At 56.6% G+C, this 14,350-nt stretch carries 16 protein-coding genes; 9 read left to right on the plus strand and 7 right to left on the minus strand.

Annotated features, from left to right (window positions below; translation table 11 throughout):
• Positions 1–33 precede the first annotated feature (33 nt).
• The 4 genes from ACZ5AM_RS02405 (at position 34) to ACZ5AM_RS02420 (ending at position 3,279) form a co-directional block, all read left to right on the plus strand.
• Positions 34–939: a coiled-coil protein gene (locus ACZ5AM_RS02405; RefSeq protein ID WP_464915350.1), complete on the plus strand. Its 906-nt coding sequence runs from the start codon at positions 34–36 to the stop codon at positions 937–939.
• 9 nt (positions 940–948) lie between these two features.
• Entirely contained in the window at positions 949–2,655 is a 1,707-nt protein-coding gene (arcS, locus tag ACZ5AM_RS02410) for an archaeosine synthase subunit alpha (RefSeq protein WP_464915351.1), read from the plus strand.
• Between the two features lie 29 nt (positions 2,656–2,684).
• Positions 2,685–2,975, plus strand: a complete 291-nt coding sequence (locus ACZ5AM_RS02415) for a DUF2103 domain-containing protein (RefSeq protein ID WP_464915352.1) — start codon at positions 2,685–2,687, stop codon at positions 2,973–2,975.
• A gap of 154 nt (positions 2,976–3,129) precedes the next feature.
• The gene (locus ACZ5AM_RS02420) at positions 3,130–3,279 is read left to right on the plus strand and encodes a hypothetical protein (RefSeq protein ID WP_464915353.1); all 150 of its coding nucleotides are present in this window, start codon (positions 3,130–3,132) and stop codon (positions 3,277–3,279) included.
• Positions 3,280–3,294: 15 nt separating this feature from the next.
• Here the strand turns inward: ACZ5AM_RS02420 and ACZ5AM_RS02425 are convergent, their stop codons facing one another.
• From ACZ5AM_RS02425 to ACZ5AM_RS02435, 3 genes are all read right to left on the minus strand, one after another.
• Complete coding sequence (locus ACZ5AM_RS02425) at positions 3,295–3,570, minus strand: hypothetical protein (protein WP_464915354.1); 276 nt, start codon at positions 3,568–3,570, stop codon at positions 3,295–3,297.
• Between the two features lie 42 nt (positions 3,571–3,612).
• The gene (locus ACZ5AM_RS02430; RefSeq protein ID WP_464915355.1) at positions 3,613–3,999 is read right to left on the minus strand and encodes a DUF6036 family nucleotidyltransferase; all 387 of its coding nucleotides are present in this window, start codon (positions 3,997–3,999) and stop codon (positions 3,613–3,615) included.
• Positions 4,000–4,094: 95 nt separating this feature from the next.
• A complete protein-coding gene (locus tag ACZ5AM_RS02435; protein WP_464915900.1) occupies positions 4,095–4,733 on the minus strand; it encodes a hypothetical protein in 639 nt (212 codons plus the stop codon).
• A gap of 46 nt (positions 4,734–4,779) precedes the next feature.
• Between ACZ5AM_RS02435 and ACZ5AM_RS02440 the strand changes: the two genes are divergently transcribed.
• Entirely contained in the window at positions 4,780–6,069 is a 1,290-nt protein-coding gene (locus tag ACZ5AM_RS02440; protein WP_464915356.1) for a phosphoadenosine phosphosulfate reductase domain-containing protein, read from the plus strand.
• Here ACZ5AM_RS02440 and ACZ5AM_RS02445 read toward each other — a convergent pair.
• Entirely contained in the window at positions 6,037–7,953 is a 1,917-nt protein-coding gene (locus ACZ5AM_RS02445) for a S16 family serine protease (RefSeq protein WP_464915901.1), read from the minus strand. The two genes, ACZ5AM_RS02440 and ACZ5AM_RS02445, sit on opposite strands and share 33 nt — an antisense overlap.
• A 120-nt stretch (positions 7,954–8,073) precedes the next feature.
• On the opposite strand from ACZ5AM_RS02445, the gene ACZ5AM_RS02450 reads away from it, so the two are divergent.
• The 3 genes from ACZ5AM_RS02450 to ACZ5AM_RS02460 are packed head-to-tail and all read left to right on the plus strand — an operon-like array spanning position 8,074 to position 10,382.
• Positions 8,074–8,631: a universal stress protein gene (locus ACZ5AM_RS02450; RefSeq protein ID WP_464915357.1), complete on the plus strand. Its 558-nt coding sequence runs from the start codon at positions 8,074–8,076 to the stop codon at positions 8,629–8,631.
• Positions 8,632–8,643: 12 nt separating this feature from the next.
• Positions 8,644–9,924, plus strand: coding sequence for an ArsB/NhaD family transporter (locus tag ACZ5AM_RS02455; RefSeq protein WP_464915358.1), 1,281 nt, complete (start codon positions 8,644–8,646; stop codon positions 9,922–9,924).
• Between the two features lie 2 nt (positions 9,925–9,926).
• A complete protein-coding gene (locus ACZ5AM_RS02460; protein ID WP_464915359.1) occupies positions 9,927–10,382 on the plus strand; it encodes a universal stress protein in 456 nt (151 codons plus the stop codon).
• Here ACZ5AM_RS02460 and ACZ5AM_RS02465 read toward each other — a convergent pair.
• Together ACZ5AM_RS02465 and ACZ5AM_RS02470 are read right to left on the minus strand one after the other, a co-directional pair.
• On the minus strand, positions 10,379–11,683 hold the full coding sequence (locus ACZ5AM_RS02465; protein WP_464915360.1) for a TldD/PmbA family protein: 1,305 nt from the start codon (positions 11,681–11,683) through the stop codon (positions 10,379–10,381). The genes ACZ5AM_RS02460 and ACZ5AM_RS02465 overlap by 4 nt on opposite strands.
• Positions 11,684–11,730: 47 nt before the next feature.
• A complete protein-coding gene (locus ACZ5AM_RS02470) occupies positions 11,731–12,213 on the minus strand; it encodes a ferritin family protein (RefSeq protein WP_464915902.1) in 483 nt (160 codons plus the stop codon).
• Positions 12,214–12,328: 115 nt separating this feature from the next.
• Here ACZ5AM_RS02470 and ACZ5AM_RS02475 point away from each other — a divergent pair, with 115 nt between their 5' ends.
• Positions 12,329–12,898 carry a hypothetical protein gene (locus ACZ5AM_RS02475; RefSeq protein ID WP_464915361.1) on the plus strand — a complete coding sequence of 190 codons (570 nt, stop codon included), beginning with the start codon at positions 12,329–12,331 and terminating at the stop codon, positions 12,896–12,898.
• Here the strand turns inward: ACZ5AM_RS02475 and ACZ5AM_RS02480 are convergent.
• Positions 12,895–14,256, minus strand: a complete 1,362-nt coding sequence (locus tag ACZ5AM_RS02480) for a TldD/PmbA family protein (RefSeq protein WP_464915362.1) — start codon at positions 14,254–14,256, stop codon at positions 12,895–12,897. The two genes, ACZ5AM_RS02475 and ACZ5AM_RS02480, sit on opposite strands and share 4 nt — an antisense overlap.
• Between the last annotated feature and the right edge of the window lie 94 nt (positions 14,257–14,350).

Below are 14,350 nucleotides of genomic sequence, written 5' to 3' on the forward strand. Positions count from 1 at the left end.
GCCTGTTCTAAAAAATGGAGAGGGGTAAGAGCGATGCCAACGGTCAAAGTGGATCCAGAGGAAATAAAGAGGATCAAGAAGGAAATCGAGGCCCTTGAAAAGGAGAGGAGTGAGATTAGGGCCAAGCTCGACGAGCTCGAAAAGGAGCTCCAGAGCTGGATAGTCAAGAGGGACGAGAAGAACAAGGAGGTTCAGCAGCTCCGCCAGAAGGGCAGAGAGTACAAGGCCAAGCGCGATGAGATAAATGCCCAGATACAGGCCCTTAAAAAGAACCGTGAGGAGATTAACGCTAAACTCGACCTCCTCTATCAGGAGATACTCGAGTACCGCACCAAGAGGGACGAGTACAACCAGCTTAGGAGACTCAACATGCCCGCCGCTAAAATCCAGGAGAAGATCGAGAAGCTCGAGTGGGAGCTCCAGACCAACCCCAAGATAACGCCCGAGAGGGAGAAGCAGATAGTGGATCAGATACAGGTTTTGGCGACAGAGCTCGAGATAATCCAGCAGGCCGACAGGTTCCACAAGAAGCTCGTCGAGACCAGGAAGAAGGTCGACCAGCTCAAGAAGGCCAGGAGGGCGATAAGCCTCGAGATACAGAAGCTGGCAAACCAGAGCCAGCAGTTCCACGAGATGATGATCAAGGCCTTCAACCAGGCCGACGAGGTCAAGAAGGAAGCCGACGAGTACCACGCCAAGGTCGTCGAGCTCCGCGAGAAGGTCAGGGAGGTCAGGAGGGAGCTCCGCGAGCTCGAGAGGAAGATACAGGAGTACGACGAGAAGCACAAGGAGCTCATAGCTTACAGGCTCGTCGCCAGGATGAGGGCCAGGAAGGACAGCAGCTTCGAGAAGGCCGTTGAAGCGCTCGAGAAGTTCAAGAAGGGTGAGAAGCTCACCCTGGACGAGCTGCTCCTCCTCCAGAGGTACAACCTCGTCTGAGGCCTTGCTATGGAAGTCCTTAGGCACGAAGGACCAGGAAGACTGGGCCTGGTTAGGTTGGGGGAGCACTCATTCAGAACCCCCGCTTTAGCAGGGGTAGACTTCACCCTCTCCCCGTTCAACTCCTTCTTCCACCCGGACGAGCCCGGCGACTACGACTTCAACCTGGCTCCCTCCATCCCCCTCGGCTTCTACACGCCGGGCGAGGTTATAGAAAAGGCAATTGGAAGGCTCTGGAGCGTGAACTACGAGGGTTTCAACGCCTTCTATCTGCCGGCCTTGAGGAGAACCGAGTACCTTGACGAGTTCTTCAAGATAATCGAGCGGTACAACTTTGACGCCGTCTACCTCGGCAACTCGAAGATTCTAATCAAGGAGTACCGCTACTTCGTTAAAATCCTCCGCGAGCTCCGCGAGAGGTTCCCCAACGTCATGATAATAGCCGATCTGGAGCCCTTCTTCTACCCGCTGGCCGTTTACCTCGGCGTTGATGCCTTTGATACGCGCTCGCTCAAGCTCTACGACTTCGAGGGGAAGGGCTTCACCCAGTACAGCCCCTTCCTCTGGAGCGATACTCCGAATTCCATCGAGTTCGCGAGGAGGACAATCTTAGAGGTCAGGAAGGCTCTCGAAAGCGGGAAGCTCCGCTACCTCGTTGAGAACTTCTTCCACACCCAGTACCACGCGGGAATACTGAGGATAGCCGACATGGAGCACGGGAATTACCTCGAGAAGTACACGCCAATTCAGAAAGAGACCGTCTATTTCATAAGCGACGCCTCGATAAGAAGGCCTGAGGTAAAGCGCTGGCACTCCCGCGTTATCGAGCGCTTCCTCCCGCCCAAGAACACCGAGCTTGTGCTCCTCTTCCCCTGCTCCGCCAAGAAGCCCTACTCCTTCTCCCGCTCTCATACACTCTACAGGAAAGCTATGAAAGAGGCCCTTGGCTCCGGTGTTTCCAGAGTCCACGAGCTAATCCTCACTTCACCATTCGGCGTCGTCCCGCGCGAATGGGAGTGGCTGGCCAAATACGACATAGTCGTCACCGGTCACTGGGGCGAGGAGGAGATAAAACCGGCCGCTGAACTGCTTGCCAAGACCCTCGAGAAGTATCCGAAGGACGTGCCCATCATAGCCCACCTCGACGAGGCCTACGTCGAGATAGCGAAGCTTGCAAGTGAACTGAGTGGAAGGGAGATAGTCTTCACGGAAGTTAAGAACGGAACTACAAGCAAGGAGAGCCTGAAATCGCTCACCGAGACTCTCAAGGAGTTCCGGCTTGAGGGGACCAAGGAGGACAGGACATACCGCTACTTTGAGAATATAAGGAAGGTCTTCGACTTCTACTTTGGCGCAGGAGCGGGAGAGGCCGTTCTCCCGGAGAACGGAAAGGTCAAGGGCTCGAAGATGCTCCGCCTCTTTGTGGACAACCAGCAGACCGGAACCTTCAAGGACGGCGTCATAAGCGTCACGCCCTTTGGCATGCAGAGGATATACGACGCCCTCAAGGCATACTGGGTCAAGGTGGACTTCGAGCTCCGCGGCGACGTCTTCGCAATCGGCGTTGACGAGGCCGACGAGAGGATTAGGCCGGAAGACATCGTGGGCGTAGTCCGCGATGAGAAGGTCGTTGGTGTTGGAAAGGCCGTTCTGTCTGGAGAGGAGATGGTTCGTTCGAAGAAGGGCGTCGCGGTTAAGGTGAGGAAGAGGGCTTAACTTTTAAACTCTCCCTCCAACTTTTCTCCATGCCCAAGCACTTCAAAAAAGGCGTCAAGCGGGAGCACCACTTCCTCAAGGGACTTGAGAAACCGCTCGAGGAGATAGCCTCGATCTCCAGTGTCAAGAAGGTAATCCCGGGAAGGATATACGCGAGCGATTCGAGGGGCTTCGAGATTAAGGTGACGCGAGAAACTCAGACTGGCCTAAAGCTTGTCGCCAAGAGCGACGGTTCCGTTCAGGAGATCTTCCTGGTCGTCGATAAGGCTGACAGGACGAAGGTTTGGGAGGAAATTGAAAAGCTGTTTGGGTCAAGGTGATCGGGCTTTGCGGGGAAAAGCTTGGGCTCTGGAGGTTGTGAGGGTATAAGGGCGATACCCTGATGCAAAAACCATATTCTTCGGCTCTTTCATTGATCCTCTCACCCGTGGAAATCTTTTTAAGTCACATGATCCAAAATTCTACGGTGATGTCATGATGTCTGCGCGGAGGGTTATCAGGGGGCTTGTGCGCATCCACGCAGGCTTTGCCTTTGTCCGCGTGCGCTCACTGGGTATAACCTGGCCCAGGAAGGGAGACGTTGACCTGCTTGATAGGTTTTTAAAGAAAACCGGAGGGGATTGAGGACCACATCCTTTTCTATTCCTCAAACTCCACGACAATCCAGTGCCTGCTCTCCTTCAGCTTTATCGATGCCCTGTTCTTACTCTCAATCACACGGGAAGTAAAGGGCCTGAGCTCGTCCACGACGCCCCTATCCTTTCCCCTGAAGGTTATCTTTAGCTGGAGCTCCCTTATCAGGAGCGCGTTCCCCCTAAGAAGGTAGTACTCTCTCCAGGGGCCAACTAACCGAAAGCCGTGCTTTGAGAGAATCCTAATAACCTCTTTTGGCATTATCCAGTGGAGCTTTAGCATGTTGGTACACCTATCCGTTTTGCGATTCTGTTGAACTCCCTCTTAAGGTTTGCCTGCTGTATCCGCTTGCAACAGGTACTTAAAATCTATCTTCCCTGCCAATTTAAAAACTTCCTTAATGTCCCCGTAGTCTTTCCTTTCAAGGGACATCAGTTTGGTCACTATTAGATCCTCCAGCGAAGGGAGGTAAAGGTTTCTATAAATTTTCCTTGCCCTCCTTTGGAACTCTTCATCAAGGAGCAGCATGGGAGTGTTTAGATCAATCTCAAGGCCTCTCTTTGACTTCACGAGCAGACCCCATGATCTCCACTGAACTATAAATCCGCGCTTTCTGAGCTCCTCAGTTAGAGTTTCCCTCAACGTCTTTAGATCTTCAACTGTTATCATCACGTCGATGTCCTTCGTTGTTCTTGTTATGGTCTCGTACATCAGGAGGGCGCGGCGCCTATTAGATACGCTTTGGCACCAGCTGCCTCAAGCACTTCAAGGATTTTTCTCAAGCTCACTGGGAACTTCCAACGGCCTCACCTTAACTCTCCATTCCCCTCGAAGAAGGCCTCAAGCTCCTCGTCGCTTATCTCCTCATCTGCGTCTGTGTAGCCGAGCTCCCTCCTCTGGAGGTCTATGAGGCCTGGCGTGAGTAAGAGCTTCCCGTCCAGCTTCGGCACCGCGTAGTGGAGCGTTATCTCGCTGAACTCGTCCAGTTTAATCGTCGGGTTCTCCTCGTACTCGATTTCTTCCAGTCTCTTCCCGTCCGCTATGAGCTTCGCCACTATGCTTGCCCCATCTATCGAGTACTGGGGCTTTCCAATGTGCCTTACCTTAACGCCCTCCATCCTCGAAGTTATGAACTCCTTCGTCCTGCCTCTCGGAACCGCGTCTCCGAGGATCCCGCCGACAACTATCATCGTGTCCTCGTCTATGTCCTCGGGCTTGAGCTCATCCTCCGCCTGGAGGTCGAGGACTATGACCTTCGAGCGGTCGAAGGGAAAGCGCGTGACGCTCTCGGTTATGACGCTCCCAAGCTTCGCGAGCTTTTCCTTCTCGTCTTCGCGGACGTTCGTGAAGATCAGCCTGTCCTTCCACCACTCGCTCACGTGGCTGTACTCGAGCCAGAGCCACTCGCTTATCTCCTCGAGGTGCTCGATTATCAGGTAGGGCATGAGCATCACCGGCAAGGGTTTTAAGTCCCGGCATAAAAACCCTTCCATGTTCGTCCTCATAGCCAGGGCCAGAAAGGATGCGAAGGCCCTCCAGTACATAAACGAGAGGAACTACGGGGGATTCCTCAGGGTTGAGAGCCTTGGCGGCGGTAGAAGAGCTGAGGAGGTAGTGGACAGGCTTGAGGAGGTACTGAAAGGACCTTACGTACCCGTTCTGCTCCTCGGGAGGAGCGAGGGCGAGCTCATGAACGACCTCCTCCCCCTCCTTGAGGAGGGGGGCAAACCCTTCTACGCGAGGCTCCTGAGGACTAAGAGGGTCAGGAACATGCGCGTTGACGAGCTCTACTCCAACATAGAGGAGATAAAGGCCCGCTTCAGGCTCGGGATGGAGTGGAGAAACGCCTATTCCCTGAACCCCCGGAACCCCTTCGGGATCGAGCTGAACCCAGACTACGACGTGTACCTGGCGGTGGGGGACGGTTTTAGGAGGGCTATGCGGGAGATCCTCGGCGTTGAGCTCGGTGATAACTCCCTGGTTCTGAGGAAGCGGATGAACCAGGAAGTCTACTTCTCGGGCCCCAACAAAGTTGCCGAGGTCAGCAAGAAGCTCGGCTTTCCGACCGAGGTTCTATGGAAGTGCCCATGTGCGGAGGACGTTCCCCTGGAGTCCATCCTCGAGGCCAACAGGGACTACGTGGAAGCGTTCGCCCGGGCCAGCAGGGCCTTCCTCGAGAACTTCGGGGATCACGACGTCGTGGTCCCTTGGAGCGGAGGTAAGGACTCAACGGCCGCCCTGATACTGGCGAAGGAGGCCTTTGGAAAGGTCACGGCCGTTTATGTCCGGATGGAGTACGAGATGCCCCTGACGGACGAGTACGTCGAGAGGCTCTCCAAGAGGCTCGGCGTTGAGCTCGTGAGGGTGGACGTCCCGATGCCCATCGACAGGTACGGCTTTCCCACTCACTCGAACCGTTGGTGCACGAGGATGAAGGTGGAGGCCCTCTACAAGGTGGCGAGCGAGTTTGAAAACCCGGTTCTCGTCGTGGGTGACAGGGATGGGGAGAGCGCTAGAAGGAGGCTGAAGCCGCCGGTGATCGAGAGGAAAACCCCCTTCGGCGTTTTCAAGGAGGTGATGCCAGTTAAGTTCTGGAGCGGGTTCATGGTCCAGCTCTACATCCTCTCGAAGGGGGTCGAGCTTCACCCGCTGTACTACGAGGGCTTTTATAGACTCGGGTGCACGGTTTGCCCCAGTCTGGCCGAGTGGGAGGTTGAACTGTTAAAAAGGAGGGGCGTTGGGGCCCCCCTAACGGCGCCTCCTGAGGAGGAGCGGGATTAGGGTAAGGCCCACTAAAAAGGCCGGGCCGCAGAGGGAAGTTACCCCCGTGCTGGAGCTGCTTGTTCCGGAGGAAGTTGACGTTTCGGGAGTTGTGGTGGTGTTAACTGGGGCTATCGGGTTGGTCCAGCTCTGGGAGGGCTCGGCCGGGGCTTTTATGTTCATCAGGAACACTCCAGCGCTCTCCCTCGAGTACTGGTAGAATATCATGGCGTTCTGGAGGTCGTCGAGGGTGCTCCCGTTCTCGTAGCTCTCGGCGAACTCGTAGTAGGCCATCGCCAGGAGCGGTGTCACGCCCTTGCTCTGGGCCAGCCATATGGCCGCTTTTGCGGCGTTCTTCATCTGTTTGAGCTTGTCCCTGAGTATCGTGGTGTTGTCTATCGCCAGGGTGTCAAGGAAGACCTCTCCCCTCACCCTGGCCTCCATGGCCGTGAATATCGCCGCCGAGTACTTGCCGTCGTTGTAGTACTCCTCGGCCTTCTGGATGGTGTCGCTCAGGCTGTTGCCGATTACGTTACCGTACATTGACTCGATGTAGGTCGCTATCAGGCTGGACTCATCTATGTAGTTTCTGGCCGTGTCCTTGAGCTCGTCCCTCTCTATCACGTCCCCCTTGGCGAAGCGCTCCCCGAGGCTCGCCCAGAAGCGCGCCGTGTCGGCCCTCTCGTAAGCATAAGCGGCGTTCCCAACGGCGTCCCAGTAGTCCGCGTTGTAGAAGTCCTTCCACGCATCTTGGAGGATGTCCTTGGCCTCCTCCACCCTCTCCTCCGCCGCGGCTATGGCCTGGAGCATTGTGATGCCCCTTATCTCCTTGCCTGAGACGAAGGCCTCGGTCGAGTTTATGTAACCGTTAACCCTGGTCAGGAGATTCCCCACGTCTTGGGCACTCTGGAGGCCTATGTACCAGTCGACGTGCCTTATGACTATCCTCGCCTGGAAGTCCTTGCTGAGGGTGGTGTAGTACATGCCGCTGTCGAGTGCCTTTTTGGCACCGTTGAGGATGGACTTGGCTTGGTCCAGGGCTTCTTTCAGGGTGGTGTAGGTGGCGTAGTCGACGTTGCTAGATTTGAGCTTCTGGAGAACCGAGTTGTAGTAGTCCGTCGTGTTCTGGTAGTCCTTCTCGGCGTCCCCCTTGAGGAAGGAGGTGTCGATGTTTATGACCCCCGGAACCTGGGGCTTCTGCAGCCTGTGGCCCGTGAAGTAGTAGACGGCGTCGTAGATGTCGCTTATCTCCTTGACCTCAAGCCCCCAGCGGTCTTTCGCGTACTTCACAACGTCGACCTTCTCGGTCTTCGTTGTTATCTGGACGATGCCGCCTATGTTCCTCTGCTGGTTCTCCTGGACGACCTGTATCCTCTGGCCCTCTGGTATGAGGAAGAGCTTTGCCCCCACTGAAGCCGCAGCGGCGGCCTTTTCAAGGATTCCGCCGACAGGCCCTATCGTTCCGTCCGGGTTTATCATTCCTGTCATCATGACGTCGCTCCTGACCTTCCAGCCCTCCAGGGCCGCTATTATCCCGACCGTCATGGTGCCGCCCGCTGAGGGACCGCCTATTATCGGTGTGTCTGCCCTGACCTGGATGAAGACGTCGTACTTGCTCATGTCCTTCCCCGTTACCTCCCCAGCTATCTGCGTCGCGAGCCTCGCGCTGGCCTGCATGTCGACCTCGGCCAACGGCCAGGTCTCTAGGTAGACGTGGCCGCTTCCGGGCTTCACTGTAACAACGAAGTCGGTTGCTACACCAATGAGCCTTCCATCAGGGGTTCTGGAGACGGCGGGTGCTTTTAGAACGACGGTGTGGCCTTCGCTCGTGCACTGTGCCGCCGCTTGGGGAACGGCGGCCAGAATGAGGAGTATCATGGCGACAATGCCGTAGATTTTTTTCATTCTCACCACCGGAAAAAATGATGCCAGTCGTGTTAAATGGGTTTCGGTTCGTGACACGGTTCTGAAAAGCCGGCTCTGAGCAAAATGCTTAAAGCCGCTTCATATGTTCTCACCAAGGGGATGGGGATGGACATATTCAACCGCATCATCTCGAGGAAGTTCAAGAACATAGCCGAGGACAGGTACGAACAGATAGCGAAGCGCTACCGCGAGTTTCTGCTCCTCCCCGAGGAGCTCGTTCTCCCCGAGGTCAGCTCCATCCTGTTCCCGATAGACAGGTTCTCGCTAGAGATCCCCGAGGAGCTCTTCGATATCCTCAGCGCCTACTACGGTGCCTCCATTAAGCTGGTCTACATTTCGGAGGAGAGGACGCTTCGCCTTATAGAGCAGACCCTCGGGAGGGAGGAGGCCGAGAGGCTCAGGGAGGAGAAGATCAGGTTCGCCCGTGAGGTCGTCCAGAAGTTTGCCCCTAGACTTGAGGAGCTTGGCCTTGAAGTCGAGGGCGATCACATAATCGGGAGCAAGAGCGATGACGTTATAGGTCTAATGGCCGGCGGGAAGTACGACCTCTTGGTGATCTCCCGCAGCTTCGGCGCGGAACCCACCAAGACCTCTCCCACCAGCCCGGTGGTCCTCAAGATCCTTCAGCACATCGAGGGACCGGTCGTGGTCTACTGAGGAGGTGATCCAATGGATGCCCAGCTGGTCATAGCGGTGGCGGTGTTCCTGTTCACCTACGCCCTCATCATAAGCGAACGCGTTCACAGGACGGTAGCTGCCCTCTTCGGTGCGGCAGTAATCCTCTTCCTTAGGGTAGTGCCCTGGGACGCTATTCCGGAGTACCTGGACCTCGACACCATATTCCTCCTCATCGGGATGATGATAGTCGTGAACACGGCTAAGGAAAGCGGTCTCTTCGAGTACATAGCCATCAAGACGGCAAAGCTCGCCAAAGGGAGCCCCATGAAGGTCCTCCTCCTGTTCTCAGTGGTGACGGCACTGGTGAGCTCTATCCTCGACAACGTCACTACCGTACTCCTACTGACCCCGATGCTCATCTACATAACCCGCCTGATGGAGGTCGATCCCGTTCCGTTCCTCCTCTCGGAGGTCTTCGCCTCGAACATCGGCGGAACTGCGACCCTGATAGGCGATCCGCCCAACATCATGATAGGCTCCGCCGCCAAGCTGAGCTTCAACGACTTCCTGGTCAACATGGGGCCGATAGCGTTCCTCGACCTCCTGATAACCGTTGTCATCATATACCTGGCCTACAAGGGGGACATGAAGGTTAGCCCGGCTAAGAGGGAGAAGCTGCTGGCCATAATAGAGGGTCTCGACGAGGAGGAGGCGATAAAGGATCCCGTCCTCTTCAGGAAGTCTCTGGTGGTTATACTAGCTGTGGTGGTTCTCTTCTTCGTCCACGACAGGCTGGGTCTTGAGCCCGCTGTGGTGGCGCTCAGCGGGGCTTCTTTCCTCCTCATTTGGAGCGGGCAGGATCCTGATCGCATACTCGAAAAGGTTGAGTGGAGCGCGATATTCTTCTTCGTCGGCCTATTCATCATCGTCGGTTCCCTCGTCGAGACCGGGGCCATACAGGACGTGGCTTTGTGGATAATGGGCTACGTCCACTCGACGGGGGAAGCTATAGTCATCATTACGTGGTTCTCCGCTATCTCCTCGGCAATAGTGGACAACATACCCCTCACCGCGACGATGATACCCCTCATAAAGGCCATGGGTGGCTCGCTCAACACCTACCCCCTGTGGTGGGCCCTCTCGCTCGGCGCGTGCCTGGGCGGTAACGGTACAGCCATAGGTGCCAGCGCCAACGTCGTCGTCATAGGTATAGCCGGGAAGGAGGGGATAAGGATAACCTTCAACGACTTCCTTAAGGTGGGACTTACCGTGATGTTCGCGACCGTGGCCGCAGGAATGGGTCTCCTCTGGCTGCGCTACGTGGGGGTGTGAAGATGGGAGTTAAGATACTCGTCCTCATAGACGGCTCCAAGTGGAGCCAGAAGGCTGCCCTGCACGCCATAGCCATAGCGAAGAGAAAGCGGGGGAAGGTAATACTATTCTCCGTCCTCGACAGGAGGGAGGCCAGGGCGATGGCCTTCAACCTGAGCATGCTGAGCGAAAAGCTCGAGCACATAGAGCAGTTCGAGGAGGAGATATGGAAGGAGATGAAGAAGGGCATCAGGAACATAATGACAAGCCTCATGGAGCTCTGCCATGAGGAGGGCGTGAACTGCTCCTTCAGGATAGTTGAGGGCTCGGCGAAGGATAAGATCCTTGAGGAGGCCAACTCCGGGAACTACACCCTCGTCGTCATGGGTGCCTACGGGAGGAGCGGGAAGACGAGGATAGGCTCGCTGCTAGAGGAAGTTGTGGGGATGATCGGCGTCCCCACGATGATAGTCCGCTAGACCACGTTAAGCTCGACGACAACACCGGGGGAGTGGAAAGCCCCCCTCCTCTCGACATCTTTTCCGACCCTCGAGACCTTCCTCAGGGCCTCGAAGACGTTCCCTGTTATCATGTTGCCCTTAAACGGTCTGACCTCCCCGTTTTTGATAACGTAGCCCAGCTCGACCGTCAGCGAGAAGTCCCCTGAGACAGGGTTCGCCGTGTGCTCCCCAAAGACCTTAGAAACTACAACCCCCTCCCAGTCCCCTAGCTTCTCGTCGCCAGGCTCAACGATGATGTTGCTTGTCCCTATGTGGGGCGCCGTCCTGAAGTCCCTGACGGCGTTTCCCGTGCTCCCCAACCTCAGGAAGCTCCCGTAGGTGTAGTCCAGTAGGAAGTTCTCCAGGACCCCTTCTCTAACTAGGGGCTTTCTCCTTCCCGGGGCACCTTCGCCGTCGAAGGAGTAGCTCCCGGGGGAGGCTTCGAGCGTCGGGTCGTCGGTTATGGATATCTTCTCTGATAGAACGGCCTCCTCTCTATTTTTTGCGGAGAAGCGCGAGCGCCCGTAGTACACGCTGTCCCCGTAGAGGTTGTCGAGGAAGAGGAAAACCAGCGCCTGAACCGCCGGGGGTTCGAGTAGAACCTCCCCTGTGAATCCATCTATCTTTTCCGCCCGGTAGCTGGCTTCTGCGTCGTCGAGGGCCCTGTTGAGGATTTCCCGTGCCTCCCCAAGGCCGTCCAGGGAGGTGTAGCTCTGCGAGTAGTAGCCGTTCCCGGTTCTCGTCCCCTTCCTGACCGCGTACGCCCAGAGGGAGACGCCACTCTTGGTCTCTTCAACCTCAACGCCGTTTGAGTTCACCAGGCCCCTGCGCAGGAAGGCCAGGCCGAGGCCACCGGAGAAGGTGTACTCGCTCCCTTTCTCATCCTTCAGCTCTCTCATCATTCCCGCGTACTCCTCGGCCTTTTCATGGGCCTCCTCAAAGGGGATCTCCTCCACTCGCCTGTCGTAGACCCCCTTGACCTTGGGGAATCCCCCGTCCCCGGGGAGCCCTTTGAACGGAACCGAGCCGACCCTGGCGAGCTTTTCAGCCCTCTTAACGAGATCCTCAAGGGCCTTCTCATCGTGGTTAATGCCGGTGACGTATGAGAATCCACTCCTCCCGTTGAGCCCTACCCTCAATCCTATGCCCGAGAAGAACTTCCTCTGGGATCTTTCGAGCCTCTCCCTCTCTATCCTGAACGAACCGCTCCTCCCGCTCTCCCAGTAGACCTCCCACTCGTAGTTCTTTTTCTCCAGCATCTTGATTAGCTTCTCTATCATCGGCCCACCCGGTCGTGGTTTGAGGACTTCTTTAAAAGGTATTCGACTCAGGTCTGCAGGGCCTCGTACAGCTCCAGGAGTCTCTTGTACGCGTCTTCCTTTATCTCCGCCAGCTCTCCGAAGAGTTTGGCTACCTCCTCCTCGTTCGTCATCCTCATTAGCTTCCTGTAGACGTCCCTCCCTATGGCCTCCGAGAGCAGGGCCAGGGCCAAGGCCTTCTCGACGTCGTCCACTCTGAGCATCTCCCTGCAGATGGGTAGCGTGTCCAGCGGAGGGGCGTTGAACTTCAGGGGCTCCATCTTCGGGTAGAGCCTCTTGAAGAGCTCCCTCATCTGTTCCGAGTGCTTCCTCTTCTCCTTGGCCAGGTGCCTAAACTCGTCCGCCAGAATGCCCTCCACGCGCTCGGCCAGCCACTCGTATGTCTCGGCGCCGCAGTCCTCGTTGCATATGGCGTAGCTGAGGAGTTCGTAGCCGTTGAGGTTCCTCAGGAATGTCTCCACGTCCTGGATAATGTCAACGTCTATCGCCATGACACTCACCAAATAATAAGTGAACCGTTGAACTATATACACTTTTACCCGGTGGCTTCAAATCAGGCTGAAGCTATGGAAAGCGATAAATGTCGGGAGAGAAACTAAAACCGTGGTGGTCATGAGGGAAGTAATCCCGCTCGTCCTGGCGATCGCTTTCCTCCTGGTTCTGGGGTGCGGATGCGGCGGTGGCCCCAGAGGGACTTCCACGGGATCGCGAGCTCTGCATCCCGGCTACGGTGAGTTCAACGCTGAAAACGTCCTGATCGGGAACGGAAAGGCGATGGGTCCCCGCTACCTCTTAACGGTTCCGTCAAACCGGACGGTTACCCTCCATGGGATCGTTTTCCCAAAGGAGTACGGGATCTCCTCCGCTAACGGGAGCACTACCACCGGCTACTACGGCGGGAAAGTAAGGCTAAAAGCCTATCTGGCCGATGCTCTTGTTTCTTACGCCTGGAGCAGTCTGGAGCAGAGACTGAAGCCGGTTTCTGGACTGGAAGTCAGGATAACCCCCGGGACGGTCGAAGTTGGGCCCGGAAAGAACGGAACCTTTGAAGTTAGGATAGACACCTCTGGAGCAACCCCGGGGAAGACCTACTACCTCTACATCGTCGCCTCCGGTGTGGGGTGGAGGGGCTGGGCGATCGTAGAGGTTAGCGTGGAAAAAGCGGAAAACGCTTAGCGCATGCCCCCGACCAGGGCCCTCGTGAGGACGTGGGGCCCGCCGTCGTCCACCGGGACCCACTGCCCCTTCCCGCAGTAGCCCGGGAAGCTGACCTCGACGTCCCTTCCTATGGCCCTGATGTTCTTCAGAACCTCCAGGAGGTTTCCTGAGAGGGCGACGTCCCTCACGTGGGCCTTTATCTCGCCGTTCTCGATGACGTAGCCTTCCCTGGCACCGAAGGTGAAGGTCCCCGTTGCGACGTCAACTTCTCCTCCCTTGTCCCCGATCATGTAGAGCCCGCGTTTAACCTCCTCGAACATCTCCTCGGGCTTCCATGTTCCCGCCTCAACGTAGGTGTTGCTCATCCTCACCAGCGGCTGGTGGGCGTAGCTCTGGGCCCTGCCGTGGCCGTTGGGTTCGAGGCCCAGAATTGCCGAAGTTTCCCTGTCGGTGAGGTACGCGTTTAGGACTCCGTTTTTGATTATCTCGACCCTCCTCCCGGGAATCCCCTCGTCGTCGTAGACGTAGGAGCCGAACTTGCCCGGTAGCGTCGGGTCGTCCACCACGGTCAGCTCCTCGGCCCCTACCCTCTCCCCCAGCTTTCCCGCGAATATGCTCTCGCCGTTCTTAACAGCGTCCGCCTCGGCCGCGTGCCCAACCGCTTCGTGGATGAAGACCCCCGTCAGCTCGGGATCCATGACAACATCGAACTCCCCGGAGGGCGGCGCCTCGGCCTTTAGAAGGGCCCTGGCCTTTTCGAAGACGAAGTCCGTCCATTTAGCAATGTCTATCCCCTCAATTATCTCCCAGCCGCCCGTTCCACCAAAGCTCTTCCAGTAGTCCTGAACCCTGCCGTTCCCCATCGCGGTTGCCGAGATGCTCAGCCTGACCCTGGATACCCTGCTCGTTATCTCGCTCCCTAGGGAGTTCATGTAGGTTACCTCTTTCACGCCCTCCCCGTAGGTAGTGCCCCTGTTCTTTATGGCCTCTCCGCTGAGGAGCCTGTTGGTCTCTTCCGCCAGTTTAAGCTTCTCCTCAATATCAACGTCTTCCAGGCTCACCCTTCCGAGCATCTCCGCTCTGTCCACCACCGGATCGCCCGTGTGGATCTTCGAGGGGCCCTTCGAGAGTCTGGCTATCTTCATAGCTGTCTCTATCACCTTCTCGGCCCTTGAGAGGTCGTTGGCCGACGAAAAGCCCCACCCGTTCTTGAATGCCCTCACCCCTATTCCGGTCTCGAAATTGTCGGAGATCTCCTCCAGCTGTCCGTTCTGCACGGATATCGATATAGCCCTGACCCTCGCTATCCTTATTTCAAAGTACTCGATCCCGTACTTCCCCGCGATCTCCTCGGTCTTCCTCAGTATCTTCTCCATGCTCTCACCGTCCCCTCCTAGGGGTTCCCCTTTATAAGCCCGACCCGCCCTCGAATACTCGACGTCGAAAGGAAACCTTAATAACGGTTGTCGT

Source organism: Thermococcus fumicolans (assembly GCF_055386755.1).